The organism is Bradyrhizobium cosmicum, assembly GCF_007290395.2.
GTDB classification, from domain to species: Bacteria; Pseudomonadota; Alphaproteobacteria; order Rhizobiales; family Xanthobacteraceae; genus Bradyrhizobium; species Bradyrhizobium cosmicum.
Genome location: NZ_CP041656.2, coordinates 6,273,249 through 6,293,623, shown reverse-complemented (window position 1 = coordinate 6,293,623; position 20,375 = coordinate 6,273,249). Strand labels below are relative to the sequence as shown.

Annotated in this window: 24 protein-coding genes; 12 read left to right on the top strand and 12 right to left on the bottom strand. The window is 65.9% G+C overall.

Annotation, left to right across the window (positions count from 1 at the left end; all coding sequences use genetic code 11):
- Positions 1-80 precede the first annotated feature (80 nt).
- From FNV92_RS30110 to FNV92_RS30100, 3 genes are all read right to left on the bottom strand, one after another.
- Positions 81-311: a hypothetical protein gene (locus tag FNV92_RS30110; RefSeq protein ID WP_015688503.1), complete on the bottom strand. Its 231-nt coding sequence runs from the start codon at positions 309-311 to the stop codon at positions 81-83.
- Between the two features lie 36 nt (positions 312-347).
- Positions 348-572: a hypothetical protein gene (locus FNV92_RS30105; protein ID WP_015688502.1), complete on the bottom strand. Its 225-nt coding sequence runs from the start codon at positions 570-572 to the stop codon at positions 348-350.
- Positions 573-689: 117 nt separating this feature from the next.
- Positions 690-1,607, bottom strand: coding sequence for a LysR substrate-binding domain-containing protein (locus FNV92_RS30100; protein ID WP_015688501.1), 918 nt, complete (start codon positions 1,605-1,607; stop codon positions 690-692).
- A gap of 268 nt (positions 1,608-1,875) precedes the next feature.
- Here FNV92_RS30100 and FNV92_RS30095 point away from each other — a divergent pair, with 268 nt between their 5' ends.
- The 3 genes from FNV92_RS30095 to FNV92_RS30085 all read left to right on the top strand — a co-directional run bounded on the left by FNV92_RS30095 (position 1,876) and on the right by FNV92_RS30085 (position 3,694).
- Complete coding sequence (locus FNV92_RS30095) at positions 1,876-2,655, top strand: sulfite exporter TauE/SafE family protein (RefSeq protein WP_015688500.1); 780 nt, start codon at positions 1,876-1,878, stop codon at positions 2,653-2,655.
- Positions 2,652-2,882, top strand: a complete 231-nt coding sequence (locus tag FNV92_RS30090) for a hypothetical protein (RefSeq protein ID WP_143843376.1) — start codon at positions 2,652-2,654, stop codon at positions 2,880-2,882. Before FNV92_RS30095 ends, FNV92_RS30090 begins: the two co-directional genes overlap by 4 nt.
- A gap of 113 nt (positions 2,883-2,995) precedes the next feature.
- Entirely contained in the window at positions 2,996-3,694 is a 699-nt protein-coding gene (locus FNV92_RS30085; RefSeq protein ID WP_168213493.1) for a glutathione S-transferase family protein, read from the top strand.
- Positions 3,695-3,712: 18 nt separating this feature from the next.
- On the opposite strand, the gene FNV92_RS30080 is transcribed toward FNV92_RS30085, so the two are convergent.
- The 3 genes from FNV92_RS30080 to FNV92_RS30070 all read right to left on the bottom strand — a co-directional run bounded on the left by FNV92_RS30080 (position 3,713) and on the right by FNV92_RS30070 (position 5,178).
- Positions 3,713-4,192, bottom strand: a complete 480-nt coding sequence (locus FNV92_RS30080; RefSeq protein WP_143843378.1) for a hypothetical protein — start codon at positions 4,190-4,192, stop codon at positions 3,713-3,715.
- Positions 4,189-4,785 carry a hypothetical protein gene (locus tag FNV92_RS30075; RefSeq protein WP_244623605.1) on the bottom strand — a complete coding sequence of 199 codons (597 nt, stop codon included), beginning with the start codon at positions 4,783-4,785 and terminating at the stop codon, positions 4,189-4,191. Before FNV92_RS30075 ends, FNV92_RS30080 begins: the two co-directional genes overlap by 4 nt.
- A gap of 195 nt (positions 4,786-4,980) precedes the next feature.
- Positions 4,981-5,178, bottom strand: coding sequence for a cysteine-rich CWC family protein (locus FNV92_RS30070; RefSeq protein WP_143843380.1), 198 nt, complete (start codon positions 5,176-5,178; stop codon positions 4,981-4,983).
- A gap of 114 nt (positions 5,179-5,292) precedes the next feature.
- Between FNV92_RS30070 and FNV92_RS30065 the strand changes: the two genes are divergently transcribed.
- From FNV92_RS30065 to FNV92_RS30055, 3 genes are all read left to right on the top strand, one after another.
- Entirely contained in the window at positions 5,293-6,840 is a 1,548-nt protein-coding gene (locus FNV92_RS30065; protein ID WP_168213494.1) for a DUF1800 domain-containing protein, read from the top strand.
- Between the two features lie 2 nt (positions 6,841-6,842).
- A complete protein-coding gene (locus FNV92_RS30060) occupies positions 6,843-8,060 on the top strand; it encodes a DUF1501 domain-containing protein (RefSeq protein WP_168213495.1) in 1,218 nt (405 codons plus the stop codon).
- Positions 8,061-8,136: 76 nt separating this feature from the next.
- Positions 8,137-8,460 (top strand): antibiotic biosynthesis monooxygenase family protein, encoded by a 324-nt coding sequence (locus tag FNV92_RS30055; protein WP_015688492.1) that lies wholly within the window; start codon positions 8,137-8,139, stop codon positions 8,458-8,460.
- Positions 8,461-8,529: 69 nt separating this feature from the next.
- On the opposite strand, the gene FNV92_RS30050 is transcribed toward FNV92_RS30055, so the two are convergent.
- From FNV92_RS30050 to FNV92_RS30025, 6 genes are all read right to left on the bottom strand, one after another.
- Positions 8,530-9,471, bottom strand: a complete 942-nt coding sequence (locus FNV92_RS30050; protein ID WP_143843383.1) for an aldo/keto reductase — start codon at positions 9,469-9,471, stop codon at positions 8,530-8,532.
- 260 nt (positions 9,472-9,731) lie between these two features.
- Positions 9,732-10,187 carry a GNAT family N-acetyltransferase gene (locus tag FNV92_RS30045; RefSeq protein WP_143843384.1) on the bottom strand — a complete coding sequence of 152 codons (456 nt, stop codon included), beginning with the start codon at positions 10,185-10,187 and terminating at the stop codon, positions 9,732-9,734.
- A 72-nt stretch (positions 10,188-10,259) separates the two neighbouring features.
- A complete protein-coding gene (locus tag FNV92_RS30040; RefSeq protein WP_143843385.1) occupies positions 10,260-11,072 on the bottom strand; it encodes a PAS-domain containing protein in 813 nt (270 codons plus the stop codon).
- 129 nt (positions 11,073-11,201) lie between these two features.
- The gene (locus FNV92_RS30035) at positions 11,202-11,360 is read right to left on the bottom strand and encodes a hypothetical protein (protein ID WP_168213496.1); all 159 of its coding nucleotides are present in this window, start codon (positions 11,358-11,360) and stop codon (positions 11,202-11,204) included.
- An 85-nt stretch (positions 11,361-11,445) separates the two neighbouring features.
- Entirely contained in the window at positions 11,446-11,622 is a 177-nt protein-coding gene (locus tag FNV92_RS30030; protein WP_168213497.1) for a hypothetical protein, read from the bottom strand.
- A gap of 153 nt (positions 11,623-11,775) precedes the next feature.
- The gene (locus FNV92_RS30025) at positions 11,776-12,426 is read right to left on the bottom strand and encodes a glutathione S-transferase family protein (protein WP_015688486.1); all 651 of its coding nucleotides are present in this window, start codon (positions 12,424-12,426) and stop codon (positions 11,776-11,778) included.
- A 588-nt stretch (positions 12,427-13,014) separates the two neighbouring features.
- Here FNV92_RS30025 and FNV92_RS30020 point away from each other — a divergent pair.
- The 6 genes from FNV92_RS30020 (at position 13,015) to FNV92_RS29995 (ending at position 20,373) form a co-directional block, all read left to right on the top strand.
- A complete protein-coding gene (locus FNV92_RS30020; RefSeq protein ID WP_015688485.1) occupies positions 13,015-14,217 on the top strand; it encodes a pyridoxal phosphate-dependent aminotransferase in 1,203 nt (400 codons plus the stop codon).
- A 279-nt stretch (positions 14,218-14,496) separates the two neighbouring features.
- Complete coding sequence (locus FNV92_RS30015) at positions 14,497-14,979, top strand: DUF992 domain-containing protein (RefSeq protein ID WP_015688484.1); 483 nt, start codon at positions 14,497-14,499, stop codon at positions 14,977-14,979.
- A gap of 194 nt (positions 14,980-15,173) precedes the next feature.
- The gene (locus FNV92_RS30010) at positions 15,174-17,222 is read left to right on the top strand and encodes an elongation factor G (RefSeq protein WP_143843387.1); all 2,049 of its coding nucleotides are present in this window, start codon (positions 15,174-15,176) and stop codon (positions 17,220-17,222) included.
- Between the two features lie 296 nt (positions 17,223-17,518).
- A complete protein-coding gene (locus tag FNV92_RS30005) occupies positions 17,519-17,791 on the top strand; it encodes a helix-turn-helix domain-containing protein (protein ID WP_015688482.1) in 273 nt (90 codons plus the stop codon).
- A 110-nt stretch (positions 17,792-17,901) separates the two neighbouring features.
- Positions 17,902-19,662, top strand: a complete 1,761-nt coding sequence (locus FNV92_RS30000; protein WP_143843388.1) for a SulP family inorganic anion transporter — start codon at positions 17,902-17,904, stop codon at positions 19,660-19,662.
- A gap of 66 nt (positions 19,663-19,728) precedes the next feature.
- Positions 19,729-20,373, top strand: a complete 645-nt coding sequence (locus FNV92_RS29995) for a YoaK family protein (RefSeq protein ID WP_143843389.1) — start codon at positions 19,729-19,731, stop codon at positions 20,371-20,373.
- Positions 20,374-20,375: the final 2 nt, after the last annotated feature.

Genomic DNA, 20,375 nt, shown 5'->3' with positions numbered 1-20,375 from the left:
GACGAGTCCGCCCCTCAGAAAAGGGCGAAGGACGGTCCGTGATCAGGCTGCTGACAGCAGGTTGGCAGCAGGCCTTTCGATCACGCCGCTGGCCGCGGCCCGTCGTCGTCCTCGGCCACAACGCGCGGCTCGAGGATGTCGAGATGGAGACCCCCGCAATCGGTGCAGCGCATGGCCCAGTACTCGCAGCCGGCACGGCCGGGGATCACGCGGAGCACCGTGAGGTCGCCGTCGCATTCCGGACAATTCGACAGCACATTGCGGGTATAGATCCGCGGCCGCGGCGTGTCCCCGCATTCGATGGCTGACATGACCGGTTCCCCCTGTTGCGCTGCGCTGTCTGCTGCTTATTCGTCGTCGCTGTCGGCGCGCCGGCGGAAGCGATCGATGTGATGCTTGGCGTCGGCGATCGCCGCGTCGGGATCAGGCCAGGCGAAGCCGACTTCCATGGCCGGAAACAGCACGCCGTCGATGGCAACCGGGCTGAAATCGGCGCGCCGGATGCGGGCGTGCCACAGCCCTTGCCCAGCTTCGAAGGATTCGATGTCAAAGCCGTCGTAAAGCGTCGTCATTGGTAGTCCCCAAAAGGTGTCTTGTCGGAGGGTCAGGGGACCACGTTTGCCGGTTTCAGTATGTGAAGCCGTTCACAAGTGGCCGGCTTTTTTGCCCGGCAGACCACAGCAGGGGCGTCACTTCCGCGGCGAGGCGCGACCGATCCGCTTGACGGGGCGGGCAGCGGGCTCCGAGGCCGCACGCATGATCCAGCGGCGGAACGCGGCAAAGTCACGCTGCTCGGTCTGGAAGCTGCGATAGACCAGATACCAGCGCATGCCCTTGGGCACCGAAAGGTCGAACGGCGCGACCAGCCGTCCGGCGGCGAGGTCGTCGTCGATATAGGGCCGGATGCCCATGGCAATGCCGAGCCCGTCGGCGGCGGCCTGCAGCGCTTGGCCGTAGAACTGGAACTCCGGCCCGCGCGGATTGATACGGGGGAGGTTCGCGGCCTTCAGCCAGATCGGCCAGTCCTCGGGCGAATGTTCGACGCGGATCAGGCTCGGGCCCTTCAGGTCGGCCGGCCGTTTCAGCGAGGCGGCGAGCCGCGGCACGCAGACCGGCGTGAGATCGCCGGCGAACAGCGGCTCGGCCACCAGCCCCGGCCAGTCGCCGGTGCCGAGCTTGATGCCGCAACTCCAGTCCTCGCCGAACGGCACCGAGGCGCCGCCGGTGGTGAAGCGCACCTCGATGTCGGGCTCCTCGCTGCGAAATTCCGACAGCCGCGGGATCAGCCAGCGCATCGCAAACGTATGTCCGACGCCGATGGTGAGCACGCGCACGCTGGAGGGCGCCGTCACCTGCGCGGTGAGGCTCGCCAGCGCATCGAAGATCGGCGTCAGCCCGCTCTGATAGGCGCGCCCGGCCTGCGTCAGCACCAGCTTGTTGGCCTTGCGCTCGAACAGCGCGACGCCGAGCCGGTCCTCGAGCAGATGCACCATGCGGCTGACGGCGGCTGCCGACACGCTGAGCTCGAGCCCGGCCGCGGCAAAGCTGCCGGTCCGCGCGGCCGCCTCGAACGCCTTGATGCCGTTGAGAAACAGCAGTCGCCGCAAATGACTGACCCTCAGGAAAGCTGATGCCAGGCCAAGATAACTCAGTTTGCGAAGCCACGGCAAGCGAGGCACGTTTCCCTTCGCCTCTCCCCGCGTGCGGGGAGAGGCCGACGCGCAAAGCGCGGCGGGTGAGGGGCAGTCTCCGCGAGTCTCGCTGCTACCGTCTTTGCGGAGACTCCCCCTCACCCCACCCTCTACCCGCAAGCGGGGCGAGGGGGAGCTGGCAGCTCGCGTCCCTAACCAAGCGCGGCAACCACCGGAGACCTTCGTGACGCCCTTCATGATCGCTGCCCTCGGATTGCTGATGGTCGGCACCGCGTTCCTGTCGGGGCTGTTCGGCATGGCCGGCGGGTTGATCCTGATCGGCGTGCTGCTGGCCCTGATGCCGCTGCCGACCGCGATGGTGCTGCACGCGATCACGCAGATGGCGTCCAATGGCTGGCGCGCGTTGCTCTGGCGCGCGCATATCCGCTGGCGGCCGGTGGCCAACTATATGGTCGGCTGCGCCGTCGCGCTCGCGGCCTGGTCGCTGACCCGCTACGTGCCTGACAAGCCGATGGCGCTGCTGCTGCTCGGCGTCACCCCGTTCATGGCGCGGCTGCTGCCCGCGAATATCAAGCCGGATCCCGACCGTCTCTGGCAGGGCACGGTCTACGGCACGATCTGCATGGGCCTGATGCTGATGACCGGTGTCTCGGGGCCGCTGCTCGACACCTTCTTCCTCGGCGGTGATTTCGGCCGGCGCGAGAAGGTGGCGACCAAGGCGATGTGCCAACTCGTCAGCCACTTCACCAAGCTGATCTATTTCGGCGGTGTGATCGACCAGGCCGCCAGCCTCGATCCCGTGCTCGCCGGCGTCGCGATTCTCGCCTCGATGCTCGGCACCACGCTGGCGCGGCGCATCCTCGAAGCCATGACCGACCAGCAATTCATCGCCTGGTCGAACAAGCTGATCACCACCATCGCCTGCTACTACATCGCCTATGGCGGCTGGCTGCTGCTCCGCACGGACGTCGCGGCCGCCTTCGACAAGGGAGGATTGCAATGAGCGAGACGGCCGATCCGCTGGTGCTGGACTTCGTCGAATGGGTCGCCCGCGAGCCGCGCGCCTATGCCGAGGTGATCGCGACCTGGAAGACCTCGTGCCCGCGCCTCACCATCTGGGAGGACGCCGCGGACCGCGGCTATGTCGCCCGAGAAACGCGGCCCGGTGTGGGGCTGATCATCGCGGTAACGGCGGACGGCGAGAAGCTACTGCAAACGCACCGCCGGTGAGGCGCCCGTCCGTATCAACAACGTCATTGCGAGCGCCAGCGAAGCAATCCAGAATGCTTCCGCGGCGGCAGTCTGGGTTGTTTCGCTGCGCTCGCATTGATGGAACACCAGCCATGTCACTCAAACTCTACGAACTCGTCGGCACCGACGCCGCGCGCCCGTTCAGCCCGTTTTGCTGGCGCACGCGGATGGCGCTCGCGCACAAGGGCCTTTCGGCGGAAACGCTGCCCTGGCGCTTCACCGAGAAGAGCGCGATCGCGCCGCACGGCTCGGAGAAGGTCCCGGTGCTGCTGCACCACGACAAGCCGGTGGTCGATTCCTGGACGATCGCGAATTATCTCGAAGACAATTTTCCAAACCAGCCGTCGCTGTTCGGCGGCGAGGGCGGCCGCGCCATGGCGCGCATGATCAACGCCTGGGGCGACATCGCCATCGTCGGCGGCATCTTTCCGCTGATCATCGCTGACATCCCGAACAACCTCGCCGAGGTCGACGCAGCCTATTTCCGCCAATCGCGCGAGGCGCGCTTCGGCGGCAAGACGCTGGAACAGGTGATGGCGAGCCGCGATGCCGGTGTGGTCGCGTTCCGCAAGTCGCTCGAGGTGATGCGGCAGACCCTGAAGAAGCAGCCCTTCATCGGCGGCAGCGCGCCGAACTATGCCGACTACATCGTGTTCGGCGGTTTTCAGTGGGCGCGGGTGGTGAGCCCGTTCAAGCTGCTGGAGACGGATGATCCGGTGTACGCCTGGCGCGAGAAACTGCTCGACGCATTCGACGGCATGGCGCGGACATCGCCGGGGCATGCGGTGTGAGCCCGCGAGCGCCTCTTCTCACCCGCAGGCTTTCGCCGTGACGCGCTCGTTTTTGACGACGTTTTCGACCATTTTGCGCGCGACGCTGCCCAAGTCGGAGAGCGTGAAATAGCCTTGCGCGTATGCTTCCTGAGTCAGGCGCTCGATGCGCCTGTCCTCGCCCGTCGACCATTGTTTGGCAATGTAGTCGGCACCGGGCTTGCCGAACGTCTCAGGATAGCGCTCCATCTGGTTCTGGCGATGATAGTAGTATGAATCAAGGCCGCCGATGAACTGCTTTCGGCCCTCGCCCGTGCAGCGGGCGCCATAAGGCCGCTCCAGCGCGGCGATCACGCTCTCGCGCTTTATCGCTCTGCCGTCTACCGAATATTTCTCGCTGGTGCCGTATCCAGGGCCATCGATCGGGGCCGCTGGCCGGGCCTTAGGCTCGGGCGCGAACGCCCAGGCTGCGATCTGCCAGATGACGATCGCCCAAACGATAATCCAGATGCGGCTCATTTGCGGCTCGCCGTCGCGCGTTGCCGCGGCAGGCAAATCGGTGATGGATCTGACCACAGACCCGGACCCGCGAATTGCTGGACGGTAAGACGGATGTCCTCCGGGAAATCCTCTTTGACCACGCCCTTCTGTTCGAAGGCCTCCGCGAGCGCGGTCCTGACGCGCATGTCGAGCGGCGTCGAATATGCCGCGTTGGCCTGGTCGCGCTTCTTCTCGCTGCAGAACATTCCCATGGCCGGGGTCGAACAGTCGTAGATCTCGGCGTAGCCGCGCGCATAGGCCGAGGTGGCCGCGATGAGATTGGCTTTCATCGTGTCATCGCAAGGCGACATGGCGTAGGCAGTGCCGGCCTGCAACGCGTCCATGCGCAACGCGTCGAGCTTCGGATTCTTGTCGCTCATCGCGGTGTGCTCCGCTTCCCACATCTTGCGGTCACGTGCCTTGGAGCTTTCGTCGCCGAATGTTGTGGTGAGCGTCGGTCTCAGTTCGCCGATCAGCGAAAAGGAATAGGTCGGAAATCCGCGCAATGCCCAGGAGATGCCGACGAAGGCGGAGGCGAACGCCATGCAGGTCAGGAGAATGAAGCGGCTCATGCGCGGCGTACTCGAATTGACGGGTCGCAACTTAGCCGTGTCTGGTTAAGAGATGTGGTATTTTACGGGCCTCGCCGTGCGAAGGTAAATGGAGCTCTAAGAAGATGGTCTGATCTGGCTTTCATGCGCTTGCTGCACGAGCGGTCGGTGGCGCAGGTCTTCGTCAGGCGCGAGACGCGCCATGGTCACCGCCGGCTATTTCGCGGGAACCGCGGCTGCCTTGCGCAGACACTCCCGGCACAGACAATCCTCGCCCTTGACCGGCATCGGCAGCTTTGCCGTTTCCTCCGCGCACCAGCACGTGCCCGAGAGATCGCAGCCGAACTCGGTGCCGCAGCGGGAACAGGCGAGGCGGCGCGGTTCCGGCGTCGCGGATTCTTTCGGATTTGTCATGATTGCCGCAAAAACTTCGCCGTCATTTTCATGTCGGGTTCATCTCCCGCTGCGGTATATTATGCGCTGCGCATGGACTCGCAAAGCGGTTGGCAACGCGCGAAGGACAAATCGATGGCCCGCGATTCGCAAGCCGCGCTCGTCGCGCTCAACCGTTTCGGCTTCGGGGCCCGCGGCGGGGCGTCCGGCGATCTGATCAACGCAGCCAGCGATCCGCGCGGCTTCGTGAAGGCGGAGCTGGCGCGTCCGAACGGCGTGCTGCTGGAGGCGCCCGGCCTGCAATCGACGCCGCAACTCGGCCAGGCCGTGTTCGCCTATCAGGACCAGCTCAAGCAGGCGCGCGAAGCCGCCAAAGAAACGGCCAAAGCCGCCGCGCCCGCTGAAGCGCCGCAACAGGCGCCAACCGATCCGAAGCCCGCGTCACGCCGCAATCTCTCGCTGAATACGGTCGCAACCGAGATCGCCGGCCAGATGACCGAGGCGAAGCCGGATACGATGCAGCCGAATACGGCCGCGCCGCCCGCCGCAAAACCGGCGCCGCAGCCGCTCAACGTGATCCAGAAAACCTTTCGCGCCGAGGCGCTGGCGCGGCTGCAGCGCGCGACGCTGGCGGAGTGCGGCTTCACCGAGCGGCTCGTCGTATTCTGGTCGAACCATTTCTGCATCTCCGCGAGCAAGGGCGAACTGGCACGGATCTGGGCCGGCGCGTTCGAGCGTGAGGCGATCCGGCCGCATGTGCTCGGGCGGTTCGCCGACATGCTCAAGGCGGTCGAGCAGCATCCGGCCATGCTGTTCTTCCTCGACAATCAGCAATCGCTCGGACCGGATTCGCGTGCAGGGCAGAACCGCAAGCGCGGGCTGAACGAGAACCTCGCGCGCGAGATCATGGAGCTGCATACGCTCGGCGTCGGCGGCGGCTACACACAGGAGGACGTGACCTCGCTCGCGCGCATCATCACGGGCTGGACCTTTGCCGGACGGCAGGGGCAGCTCGGCACGCCCGGCTCCTTCGCGTTCAACGCCAATGCGCACCAGCCGGGGGCGCAAATGCTGCTCGGCAAGACCTACGAGGCGACGGGGCTGGCACAGGGCGAGGCCGCGCTCGCCGACATCGCGCGCCATCCATCGACCGCGAATTTCGTCGCCACCAAATTCGTCCGTCACTTCGTCGCCGACGATCCGCCGCCGGCCCTGGTGGCGCGCCTGCGCGATGTCTTCGTCAAGACTGACGGGGATCTCAAGGCGCTGGCGACGGCGCTGGTCGATTCCGACGAGGCCTGGAAGGCGCCGCTGACCAAGATGCGGTCGCCGTATGACTTCCTGGTCGCGAGCGGCAGGCTGCTCGCGCGCGTGCCGGAGGATCCCGGCGCCTATCTCAGCAGTCTCAATCTGCTCGGCCAGCCCTTGTGGACACCGGCAGGGCCGAACGGTTTCCCCGACACAAGCGCCGCCTGGGCCGCACCTGAGGGCATGAAGCTGCGGCTCGACATCGCCGCGCAATTGGGGGCGCGGCTCGGCAACAACATCGATCCGCTCGACCTGCTGGAATTCGCCGCGGCGGACGCGGCCTCGATCGAAACCCGCAAGACCATCGAGCGCGCGGAATCGCGGCAGCAGGCCCTGGCCCTGCTGTTGATGTCGCCGGAAATGCAGCGGAGATGAAGATGATCGATTGCGTCGAGAACCGCCTCCTCACCTCGCGCCGAGGGCTGCTGCTCGGCGGCGCCTCCTTCGCGGCCTGGGCCTATTTGCCGAAATTCGCGCGCGCGGCCGACGGGCGCGATCCCAGGCTGGTCGTGGTGATCCTGCGCGGCGCGCTCGACGGGCTCTCGACCGTCGCGCCGGTCGGTGACCCCGACTATGCCGGCCTGCACGGATCGATCGCGCTGACGGCGGAAGGTGCGCATACCGCGCTCATGCTCGACAGCTTCTTCGCGCTGCATCCGTCGATGCCCGAGTTCGCGCGCATGTATCGCGATCAACATGCCGCGGTGATCCATGCAGTCGCGACGCCCTATCGCGACCGCTCGCATTTCGATGGCCAGGACGTGCTCGAAAGCGGCTATGCCGGGCCGGGCCGGGTGCAATCCGGCTGGCTCAACCGCGCGCTGGAAGCGCTGCCGCGCGGCGAGCGTGTATCCAGCGGCCTCGCGGTCGGTCCGACCACGCCGCTGGTGCTGCGCGGCAATGCGCCGACCGTCGGCTGGGCCCCGGTCGCGCTGCCGCAGGCCGATGACGACACCGCGATGCGGCTGGTCGATCTCTATCGTCACCGCGATCCCGCGCTGGCTTCGGCGCTGTCGCAGGGCCTCCAGCTCGACAAGGTCGCGAGCGGCGACGACATGAAGCCGAAGCCCGGCAACCAGGTCGCGCAGATGCGGCAGGTGGCGCGCGGGGCGGCAAAGCTGATGGCGGCCGATGACGGCCCGCGCATTGCCGCGCTCGCATTCGACGGCTGGGACACGCATGCCAATGAAGGCGGCCCCGTCGGGCGTCTCGCCTTCCTGCTCGGCGGGCTCGACGGCGCGCTCGCCGAATTCGAAAGCGGTTTGGGCGAGCGCTGGCGCGACACCGCAATCGTGGTCGCCACCGAGTTCGGCCGCACCGCGCGCATCAACGGCACCGACGGCACCGATCATGGCACCGGCACCATCGCGCTGCTCGCCGGCGGCGCCGTGAAAGGCGGCCGCGTCATCTCCGACTGGCCTGGCCTGAAGCTAGCGAACCTTTATGAAGGCCGTGACCTCAAGCCGACCACCGATTTGCGTTCCGTGATCAAGGGCGTGCTGCAGGGTCAGTTCGGCCTGTCTGATCGCGTGCTCGCGGAGACGGTGTTCCCCGACAGCGCGAGCGCAAGGCCGATGAAGGGATTGGTTGCCTGACCGTCATTCCGGGGCCCGCGCCTTGCGGCGCGTCCCGGAATGACGACATGATGTGCCGGGCATCAGGAGACCACCCATGTACATCGCCATGAACCGCTTCCGCGTCGCCAAGGGCTCCGAGTCCGCCTTCGAGCAGGTCTGGCTGACGCGCGACACGCACCTGGACAAGGTGCCGGGCTTCGTCGAATTCCACTTGCTGAAGGGGCCGGAGCTCGAGGACCATACGCTCTATGCCTCGCACACGATCTGGGCGAACCATGCCGCATTCGAGGCCTGGACCAAATCCGAGGCGTTCCGTGCGGCGCACGCGCGGGCCGGGGATCACAAGCCGTCCTATCTCGGCCATCCGCAATTCGAAGGCTTCGAGGTGATCCAGACGGTCGGCGGCGGCGCGAAGTAGCGCCGCGCCGGCTTATTGTTTGAGCATGATCTTTCCGGAAAACCGCTTCACACTTTTCCGGATCATGCTTTAAGCTTGCGTGATCTTGTCGATCTCCGCCATCTCCTCGGCGGTCAGCTTCCACGCGATGGCCTTGACGTTCTGCTCGATCTGCTCGGCGCGGGTCGCGCCGGCGATGACGCTTGAGACCTGCGGGCGGCCGGCGAGCCAGGAGAAAGCGAGCTCGAGCATGGAGTGGCCGCGCGCCTGCGCGAAGGCCTGCAGCTTCTCGACGATGGCCTCGTTGCGCGGCGTGACGTAGCGGTCGCGGAGCCGCGGCGTCTGGCCGAAGCGGGTGTCGCCGGGTGCGGCCTCGCCCTTCTTGTACTTGCCGGTCAGGAGTCCGCTGGCGAGCGGGAAGAACGGCAACAGGCCGAGCTTGTATTCTTGCGCAGCAGGCAACAGGTCCTTCTCGATGTCGCGCACGACCAGCGAATATTCGTCCTGGCACGAAACGAAGCGGCTGATATTCATCGCGCGAGCGACGTACTCCGCCTCCGCGATGCGCCACGCCGGAAAGTTCGAATTGCCGATATAGCGGACCTTGCCTTGCCGGACGAGATCGTCGAGCGCGCGCAGGCTTTCCTCGATCGGCGTCAGCGGATCGTAATCGTGCTGCTGGTAGAGATCGATGTAATCGGTCTTCAGCCGCTTCAGGCTCGCTTCCACGGCCGCCATGATGTAGCGGCGCGAGGCGCCCTGCTTGGTGCCGTCCTCGGCCATCGGCTTGGAGTATTTCGTCGCCAGCACGATGTCCTTGCGGCGATCGCCGAGCACCGCGCCCAGCACGTTTTCCGAGCCGCCCATGTTCGAATAGATGTCGGCGGTGTCGAACAGCGTGATGCCGCTGTCGAGCGCGCGATGGATCACCTTGCGCGAGGCTTCGAGGTCGATGCGCTGGCCGAAATTGTTGCAGCCGAGCCCGACGGCGGACACGCGCAGGCCGGAGGCGCCGAGATTACGAATTTCCATGGGAAGTCCTGTCAGGAGAAAGCAGCGCTCATTGTGACCGCGGTGCGCCGCAGCAGCAAGGCGCCGGCCGCGCTGCTGCCATGCTTGGCAATCGCGGGCAAAAAAATGCGGCCCCTGTCAGACGCGGCGACTGACGGGGACCGCTTTGGGGCGCTTGATCGGTGACGGGGGGCCTGACCAGACGCAGCTGCAACCTAGTCCCGGAGTGTTACGCGCCGGTGACAGGCAAAGTTATCCACAGGGCGTCCGGCTGGCGAAGATCAGAACACCTTGCGATAGACGATGAAGCCCGAGCGCTCGGCAACCTGGTCGTACAGGCGCTGCGCCGTGACGTTGGTCTCGTGCGTCTGCCAGTAGACCCGCGGCGATCCCGCGAGCCTGGCGCGCTCATAGACGCCATGGATCAACGCCGAGCCGACGCCCTTGCCCCGCGCGGCTTCGCTCGTGAACAGGTCCTGCAAATAGCACGACGGCTCGATCGCGGTGGTGCTGCGATGAAACAGATAGTGCGTCAGCCCGAGCAGCTTGCCGTCGCTCTCTGCGACCAGCGCATGCACCGGCTCATAGGCATCGAAGAAGCGCTGCCACGTCATCCTCGTGATCTCGGGCGCGAGCGCGGTCGGGCCCGAGCGGCCGTAAAAGGCGTTGTAGCCGTCCCACAGCGGCAGCCACTGATCGTAGTCCTGCTTGGTGACGGAGCGAATGCTGAGCGACATCTGAAAATTCCCGCGGCCGATGGAGGCCCTTCATACGTGATGATGGGCGCGCCAATCAATCGTGCTCTCGCATCACTCCGCGACGCGCAGATACCGGATCAGCCTGCGGCCGGTGGGATCGCGCAGCGATCGGTAGTAGTCGGCGCGCGAGGGCGCGTCGGTGTGGCGCACGAGGTCGGTCACCGGCGTGTAGCTCAGCATGCGGCCGCCGTCGGGCAGCACGGCGCAGACGAAGCGCAGCACCTCGCCATTGCGCAGATTGACGTTGATCGGTGTGGCATCGCCGATCCGCACCGTTTCCATGCGCTGCGCGATGAAGGTGCCGAGCTCGTCTTCCGGGAGCTCGAATGCGCCGGTGTCGCGGCCGTGATACATCAGCGCGACGAACGGCGGCTTTGCGTCGGCGATTTCGTCCGGCAGCGCGAAATAGTCGCGAAAGGCGCGGTTGATGAATTCGGCTCGCGTCTCCGCATCGAGCAGCACGATGCCGATGTCGACCTCGTCGAGCGCGGCCGACAGCCGCGTGGCGGTGGCGTGGCTCTTTCGCTCGGCGGCGAAGGTGTCGAGCAGCCGCTCACGCATCAGGCCGGTGATGCCTGCGGTGCCGAAGGCTGTCATGGCGAGCAGGCCAAGCCGGACCAGATCCGCTGCTGCGCCGAAGGATACGCCGTGATGGCTGAGGAAGAACAGCCCAGCGCCGATCACGGCGAGCGCCGCGCTGGTCATGGCCGAGGCGAAGCCCGACAGCGTTCCCGCCAGCGCGACGATACCGACGAGCAGCGGCGCGGGCGAGGGGATGGGGACATGACGATCGAGCAGGATCGCCAGCAGCGCGACCGCTGCCGTCAGCACAGGACCGGAGATCGCACGCCATCCGAATCGCATGGGCCTGACTCGTTCCTTCCTGAACGAGATAAGGCCGCGACACTGACTGATCGTTGCGCGGTTGCAGTGCGAAATCGCGCGGAACGCTTAAGAAGCGGCTGTGAGGGCGCGCAAAGCTTTCGGAAGATTTTAGACCAAATGCGTGTGTCTGAGGCGCTGCTGCTGCGCAGGCGCATTCAGCGTCGAGGTCCCCGAGCTTTTGCGCATGCCGGTGAAAATCAGCAGCGATGCCGCGACCAGGATGGCCGCAGTCAGGGTGATTGCAACGACGACCACAGGTGATTTCATCGAAATCCTGTCGCGATACCGGTCGGCGCGGGCCAGATCTAAGGTTTCTTGGCGCCGTGAAGCATGATCCAGGATGAAACGGGGATCAGACCGGCAGACCCATCGCCATGGTCGCTTTGGTCGACAGCACCGTCAGGGTGACGATCAGACACAGCGACAGCGCGGCGATGGCGAGCGAGGCCGCGACCGCGTTGGTTAACCGGGTAGATGCGACGGTATCGGGACGGCCTTGAAAGCCGGCCGTGCCGGACGCCCGAATCATGGTCTAAATCCTTCAACGTGCGGGCGAATCACCCGCGACGCCGAACAACTTCACAATTTCAACCGGCAATATTGCGGCGGCTCATGTGATGAAAATGGCGGGATTGCGGCAAAGATTGGCGATATGCCCGCTATTCCCTAACGACGGAGCCTTTCAGGCGCCCGCCGCGATGCTGGCGGGGTTATCGATGTCGGCCGGCCGCCAGTCCATCGCCACGAAGCCGGGAGCGGCTTCGACGCGCTTCAGCCAGTCCCGGATCGCCGGGAAGGCCACGAGGTCGAAGTCGCAGCGGTCGGCAAGATGGGTGTAGCCGTACAGCGCGATGTCGGCGACCGTGAGTTGGCGGGCCGCGAAATAGGCGTTGGTCTTGAGATGGTTCTCCATCACCTGGAGCGCGCCATAACCGCGCTCCATCCAGTCCTCCAGCGCGTGGGTCTGCAGGTCGCGGCCGCCCTTGACCAGCGACAGCCAGAAATAGGCAGCCCCGATGTTCGGTTCGAGCGCGTGCTGCTCGAAGAACATCCACTGCAGCGCCTCGGCACGGTCGATGCGGTTCTCCGGCGCCAGCGGCGTGCCGACGGCGACGTACCAGAGGATGGCGTTGGACTCGGCGAGATAGCGGTCGTCGCCGACCTCGAGCAGCGGCACCTGGCCCGACGGGTTCTTGGTCAGAAAGTCCGGCGTGCGGCTCTCGCCGCGCAGAATGTCCACCTCGACCGCTTCGTAAGGCACGTTCAACAGCGCCAGCGCAAGGCGGACCTTGTAGCTGTTGCCGGAGCGCTGCATCGAATAGAGCTTGTACATTCTGAAGATGATTCCGGGCACGGGAAGACGCGGCGCTTGTTGCCCCGCAACGCGGCTAAACAATGATGCCGATGCGAATCCGCTGCAAGGGCCAGCCCATAGAAAAACTCGAAAACCCTACCGCATTGCAATGCGGCGGAAGATCATTTCCGTGCGGACATGCAACTCAGTTCACGCTTGCGTCAATGTTCACGACGCATCGCTTCGCGCGATTGTGTGCGTGACGGGCCATAGCGCGCTGGCGCACCCACATCGTCATGCCCGGGCTTGTCCCGGGCATCCACGTTCTTCGCGCCCTAAGGCAAGGCGTGGATGGCCGGGACAAGCCCGGCCATGACGGCGGAGAAACTTCAGCGCGCAATACGCAAAATTGCTCCGAGGACAGGCCTTGCGGGATATGAGCGATTCCGGCGGCAAAGTTTCGGAAAATTGCGGCAAATCGCACCTTGAAACGCTCCAGATCCGCAAACTTTTGCGAGATCGGGCCGAAGTTTCTTGCGGTGCAGCGGCACACGTTTTAGGGTGTCTGCATTCCCACAATCGGAGTCGTGAGGCCAAAGGGTTCACGACGCTTGTCAGGAGATGACGATGTCCTTCCTTGCCGCTGCGCTCGACCGTGTGAAGCCGTCCGCGACCATCGCGGTCACGGATAAAGCACGCGCGCTGAAAGCGGCGGGCCGCAACGTCATCGGCCTCGGTGCCGGCGAGCCCGACTTCGACACGCCGGCCAACATCAAGCTGGCGGCGATCCACGCCATCGAAGCCGGCAAGACCAAGTACACCGCGGTCGACGGCATTCCCGAGCTGAAGGAAGCCATCATCGGCAAGTTTCAGCGCGAGAACGGTCTCACGTACAAGCCGAACCAGATCATCGTCGGCACCGGCGGCAAGCAGGTGCTCTACAACGCGCTGATGGCGACCATCAATCCGGGCGACGAGGTGATCATTCCGGCGCCGTACTGGGTCAGCTATCCCGAGATGGTGGCGCTCGCCGGTGGCGAGCCGGTGCCGGTGGTCTGCACCGCCGCGACTGGCTTCAAGCTGCAGGCCGATGCGCTCGAGCGCGCGATCACGCCGAAGACCAAATGGGTCATCCTGTGCTCGCCGTCGAACCCGACGGGAGCCGCCTACACCAGGGCCGAGCTGAAGGCGCTCACCGACGTGCTGGTCAAGCATCCGCATGTGTGGGTGATGACCGACGACATGTACGAGCATCTCGTCTACGACGACTTCCAGTTCACCACCGTCGCGCAGGTCGAGCCGAAACTCTACGACCGCACCCTCACCGTGAACGGCGTGTCGAAGGCCTATTGCATGACCGGCTGGCGCATCGGCTATGCCGGTGGTCCCGCGCAGCTGATCAAGGCGATGGCGACGATCCAGTCGCAGTCGACCTCGAACCCGTCGTCGATCGCGCAATGGGCCGCGGTGGAAGCGCTGAACGGTCCGCAGGACTTCATCCCCGCCAACAACAAGGTGTTCAAGGAGCGCCGCGACCTCGTGGTCTCGATGCTCAACCAGGCCAAGGGCATCGAGTGCCCGCGGCCCGAAGGCGCCTTCTACGTCTATCCGTCCTGCGCCGGCACGATCGGCAAGACCGCGCCGTCGGGCAAGGTGATCAGCAATGACGAGGACTTCGTCACCGAGCTGCTCGAGACCGAGGGCGTTGCGGTCGTGCAGGGTTCGGCCTTCGGCCTTGGACCTGCATTCCGCATCTCCTACGCGACCAAGACCTCGGACCTCGAAGACGCCTGCAAGCGCATCCAGCGCTTCTGCGGTAATCTGCGGTAGGCTTGTAGCGATAGACTCCGAAAGGGCCCGCTTCGAGCGGGCCTTTTTTGTTTTTGCAGGTGAAGATCTACTCACGGCAAGAGGCGCACCGCTCTATCCCCGTCATTGCGAGCGCAGCGAAGCAATCCAGAATCTCTCCGCGGAAAGACTCTGGATTGCTTCGCTGCGCTCGCAATGACGGAGGATCTGGCACCGTCATCACTCTTGTGGCATAGACCATCGCGCAACGCGGGTGGGGCGCTCTCTCTGCTCGCATCACATTCATCGCCGGAGATATTCATGCGCCGTTCGTTCATCCTCGCCGGGCTCGTCGCAGCCAGCCTCGTTGCCTCTGTCGCCGGCAGCGGCGCACAGCAGCAGCGAATGGTGCGGGTCGGTGTGCTCGAATGCCGCGGCGGCGCCAGCGTCGGCTTCATCGTGGGCTCCGTGACCCATCTCGGCTGCGTGCTGCGCGCTGACGGCCTGCCCGAGGACCGCTACGTCGCAACCATTCGTAAGGTCGGTCTCGACATCGGCATTACCCAGGAGACGGCGCTGGCCTGGGGCGTGTTCGCGCCGGTCGACCGGCTCGGCCCCGGCGACCTCGCCGGCAACTACGCCGGCGCGCAAGGCAGCGCCTCGGTAGGCGTGGGCGGCGGCGGCAACGTGCTGGTCGGCGGCTCCAACAATTCGATCTCGCTCCAGCCGCTCAGCCTGCAAGGCCAGGTCGGCCTCAACGTCGCTGCCGGCCTCGAAAGCCTGGAACTCCGTCCGGGCCGTTAAGCGCGCGCCAGCGGAGGTGTTGCTTCACCTCTCCCGAAGGGAGAGGTGAGACCCGCGCCCGCGCGATAGTGCTAGCAAACAACTGACGACGCACCGCAGCGATTTTTGACGCTTGCCAAATCTTGGGGACGGGCAGAGCATCTGCGTTTGCCGACCCAATCATGGGCCGAGCTCCACACCAAGGAGGCGGCGAAATGGGACAAGACGTCAGAAGTCCCCGAGGTCCACGGTGCATCGCGCTGGTGGGCCCCTTCCAAAGCGGTAAAACCACACTTCTCGAAGCGATCCTGGCGCGAACGGGCGCAATCCCCCGCGCCGGCAGCGTGGACGCCGGAACCTCCGTCGGCGACGCAACGCCCGAGGCCCGTCATCACAAGATGACCGTCGGCCTCACTGCCGCCACCACGAGTTTCATGGGCGACAGCTACACCTTCCTCGATTGTCCCGGTTCCGTCGAATTCGCCCACGACATGCGCGCCGCGCTGCCCGCGGTCGACGCCGCCATCGTGGTCTGCGAGGCGGACGAGAAGAAGCTGCCGCAGCTTCAGATCATCCTGCGTGAGCTGGAGGAACTGAAGATCCCGCGTTTCCTGTTTCTCAACAAGATCGACCGCGCCAACAAGCGCATTCGCGAGACGCTCGCAACGCTTCAGCCCGCCTCGCGCGTGCCGCTCGTGCTGCGCCAGATCCCGATCTGGAAGGACGAGCTGATCGAGGGCTTCGTCGATCTCGCGCTGGAGCGCGCCTTTATCTATCGCGAGCACAAGGCCTCCGAAGTGGTCGCGCTCGAAGGCGGCGATCTCGATCGCGAGAAGGAGGCCCGCTTCTCGATGCTGGAGAAGCTGGCCGATCACGACGACGCGCTGATGGAGCAGCTGCTCGAGGACATCCAGCCGCCGCGCGATGCCGTGTTCGACGACCTCGCCCGCGAATTGCGCGAGGGGCAGATCTGTCCCGTGCTGCTGGGCGCCGCCGCACGCGAAAACGGCGTGCTGCGCCTGATGAAGGCGCTGCGCCACGAGGCGCCTGGCGTCGAGGAGACCGCGAAGCGTCTCGGTGTGCCCGCCGGCAAGGACGCGCTCGGCTTCGTCTTCAAGACGCTGCATTCGCAGCATGGCGGCAAGCTGTCGCTGACGCGGCTGCTCGCCGGCCATCTCGACGACGGCGCCACGCTGCAATCATCCTCAGGCGGGCTCAGCCGCATCTCCGGCATCCTCGCGGTCAACGGCGCCTACGACACCAAGCGTGCCGCGGCGGAGGCCGGCGATACGGTGGCGCTCGCAAAGCTCGATCCCGTCAAGACCGGCGACACGGTCTCGACCGGCAAGACCCCGCCGGACGCGCTGGCCGCCGCGGAGCCGACGCCGCCGGTGCTGGCGATCTCGATCGCCGCCACCGACCGCAAGGACGACGTCAAGCTCGGCCAGGCGTTGGCGCGGCTGCACGAGGAGGATCCCTCGCTCGTCGTCGTGCAGAACGCCCAGACACACGACACCGTGCTGTGGGGGCAGGGCGAAATGCACCTGCGCGTTGCGAGCGAACGGCTCCGCGACCGCTTCGGTATCAAGCTCACCTCGCATCCGCCCGCGATCGGCTATCAGGAGACCATCCGCAAGCCGATCACCCAGCGCGGCCGCCACAAGAAGCAGTCCGGCGGCCACGGCCAGTTCGGCGACGTCGTGCTCGACATCAGGCCGATGCCGCGCGGCGACGGCTTCAAGTTCACCGAGAAGGTGGTCGGCGGCGCGGTGCCGCGCAATTACATCGGCGCGGTGGAGGAGGGCGTCGTCGACGGATTGATGCGCGGTCCGCTCGGCTTCCCCGTCACCGACGTGCAGGTGACGCTGACCGACGGCTCCTATCACAGCGTCGATTCCTCCGACCTCGCTTTCCGCACGGCGGCGCGGATCGGATTGAACGAGGGCCTGCCGCTGTGCCAGCCGGTACTGCTGGAGCCGATCCACGTCGTCGAGATCGTCTGCCCGACCGACGCTACCGCCAGGATCAACGCGATCCTGTCGGCGCGGCGCGGACAGATCCTCGGCTTCGACACCCGCGATGGCTGGAGCGGCTGGGACTGCGTGCGCGCCATGATGCCGGAGGCGGAGATCGGCGAGCTGATCGTCGAGCTGCGTTCGGCCACCGCCGGCGCCGGCAGCTTCACCCGCCAGTTCGACCACATGGCCGAGGTCACGGGCCGCGCCGCCGACCAGATCATCGCCGCGCATCAGCACGCGGCGTGAGCTGGTAGGGACGCAAAGCTCTCTCACTCCCTCGCCCCGCTCTCGCGGGGTGAGGGTCGGGTGAGGGGCTGTCGCCGCGAGCACGATGGAAGTTGAACTCACGCAGTCTCCTCCCCACCGTCATTGCAAGGAGCGAAGCGACGAAGCAATCCAGACTGTTTCCGCGGAGGGATTCTGGATTGCTTCGCTGCGCTCGCAATGACGGGGAGACACTTGCGTTTGGCTCGAAATGATGTATTTTACATCATTGTACATGCGTCAGATATCAATTATAAGATTTGATACGTGAGGCCAAGGTGATCACGTCATTCCAGATGCGGGCAGCCCGCGCGCTGCTCGGCATCGACCAGAAGACCTTGGCAGAACTCGCAGGCGTGTCGCTGCCGACCATCCAGCGGATGGAGGCGAGCACCGGCAACGTTCGTGGCGTGGTCGAGACCTTGATGAGGGTGGTCGATGCGTTCGAGCGGGCGGGCGTCGAGCTGATCGGCGAACAGGCCCGTAGCGAAGGCGGCGGACGCGGCGTTCGGCTGAAAGAGCCGGGGCCGCCACGCCGGGTGGGGGCGTGATCCCGCGATGATCATGCTCGGGAGCCAATTGGACTAACGCACCGGGCGCGCCGAAGCACGCGGCCGCACGATGCATCGGAGCATTGTGGGCAGCGGAGCAATTTGCTGAAATGAGCATCACGGGCGAACACGCAGGCAAGCTGCACCAGCTTCGTCGGCCGACCTTTACCGAACTCTATCTGCCAAAGCTCGTGACCGTATGGCGCGAGGGCTATGGCCTTGCCGATCTCCGCGCCGATGTGTTCGCGGGCCTCACGGTCGCGATCGTCGCGCTGCCACTGTCGATGGCGATCGCGATCGCCTCGGGCGTGACGCCGGACCGGGGTCTCTACACCGCCGTCGTCGGCGGCTTCATCGCATCGCTGCTCGGCGGTAGCCGGTTCCAGATCGGCGGCCCCGCCGGCGCCTTCATCGTGCTGGTCGCGGCGACCGCCGACCGTCACGGTGTCGACGGCGTGATCCTCGCCACCCTGATGGCGGGACTTCTTCTGGTTGCCGCCGGCTTCCTGCGGATCGGCACCTATATCAAGTTCATTCCCTATCCGGTAACGGTCGGCTTCACCGCCGGCATCGCCGTGATCATCTTCGCCAGCCAGCTTCGCGATCTCGGCGGAATCACGCTCGCGGGGAAAGAGCCAAGCGAGTTCGTTCCGAAACTCGTCGCGCTGGCCGGGGGCCTGCCCACCATCAATCCGTCCGCCGTGGCCGTTGCGATCGTCAGCATCGCCATCATTGCCGGCCTGCGGCGCTGGCGGCCGTCCTGGCCGGGCATCCTGATCGCGGTGGTGCTCGCGGCGATCGCCTGTAGCGTGCTGTCGCTGCCGGTCGAGACCATCGGCTCGCGCTTCGGCGGCATTCCGCGCGAATTGCCGTCGCCGGCCTTGCCGGCATTCTCGCTTGCGAAGGCGACGGCGGTGCTGCCGGATGCGATTGCGTTCGCGCTGCTGGCCGCGATTGAATCGCTGTTGTCCGCCGTGGTGGCCGACGGCATGACCGGGCGCCGTCACCGCTCCAATTGCGAATTGGTGGCGCAGGGCGCCGCCAATATCGGCTCGGCGCTGTTCGGCGGCATTTGTGTCACCGGCCTGATCGCGCGGACCGCCACCAACATCCGCGCCGGCGCGCGCGGCCCGCTTGCGGGCATGCTGCATTCGGTCTTCCTGCTGCTGTTCATGCTGATCGCGGCGCCGCTGGCGAGCTACATTCCGCTGGCCGCGCTCGCCTCCGTGCTGGTCGTGGTGGCCTGGACCATGGCGGAGAAGCACGAATTCGCCACGCTGCTGCGATCCTCCTGGGGCGATGCCGTCGTGCTGCTGGCGACCTTCCTGCTCACCGTTTTCCGTGATCTGACCGAAGGCATTCTGGTCGGCTTCGCGCTCGGCGCGGTGCTGTTCATTCACCGCATGTCGGAAATGACCGGGATCGAGGAGCGCACCCCGCTGGTGGCCGACGATCGTCCCGATGACGGCAATGGGACGCGCGTTCCTTACGATCCCGCGCTCGCGGTCGATCGCGATGTGCTGGTCTACCGCATCACCGGCGCGTTCTTCTTCGGTGCGGCATCGGCCATCGGCAGCGTGCTCGACGGCGTCGCCGACGGGCGCAAGGCCTTCGTGGTCGATTTCGCCGCGGTCCCCTTCCTGGATTCGACGGCGGCCAACGTGCTCGGCCGCGTCGCCGCCAAGGCGCACCGCCAAGGGATAAAGCTGTTCATCACCGGGGCATCACCCGCGGTTCGACGCGCGCTGCTGACCCATGGCGTGACGCCGCGGCGCGCGCGCTATCGCACCACGATCGAGCGCGCCGTCGCCGACATCAAGCAGGCCGCGGGCACGACTGCCCCCGCCGCCGAGGATGCTGCCGCGAATTAGCGGCGCTCCCTTCTCAAGCCGGCCGAATTGACCGACACTGCCGCGTCACGGCGGTGGTGGATCGGAATGCTCAATTCGACTCGCAACGTTGCGCTGGCCTGCGCGCTCAGCCTGCTCGCGGGCTTTGTCGACGGCATCGGCTTCCTGCAGCTTGGCGGCCTGTTCGTCTCCTTCATGAGCGGAAACTCGACGCGACTCGGCGTCAGCCTCGCGGAGGCCCAGTGGTGGCAGGCTGCCGGCGCCCTGGGCCTCATCGCGCTGTTCGTCGCCGGAGCGGCGGCCGGAAGCCTCGTCGTGCTCGGCGGCGGCACCGAGCGGCAGCCATGGCTGCTTCTCATCGAAGCAGTGCTGCTGGCGGGGGCTGGACTCTGCCATGCTTACGGACTGCCGAATCTCGCGATCGCGGGAATCGTGCTCGCGATGGGGTTGGAGAACGCCGTGTTCCAGATCGACGGCGGCGCGGGCCTCGGCCTCACCTATGTCACCGGCGCGCTGGTCAAGGTCGGCCAGCTCCTCGCGGTGAGCCTCACCGGGGGGCCGCGCTGGAGCTGGGCCTCGAATTTGTTCCTGTGGGTGGCGCTGGTTGCCGGCGCGGCAGCCGGCGCGCTTGCCTATGCCTGGATCAACCTCGCCGCGATCTGGTTCGCTGCAGGCGCGGCGCTGGCGCTGGGCGCAATCGTGGCCGTGCCGATGCGGCGCCACCGCGCTTGACA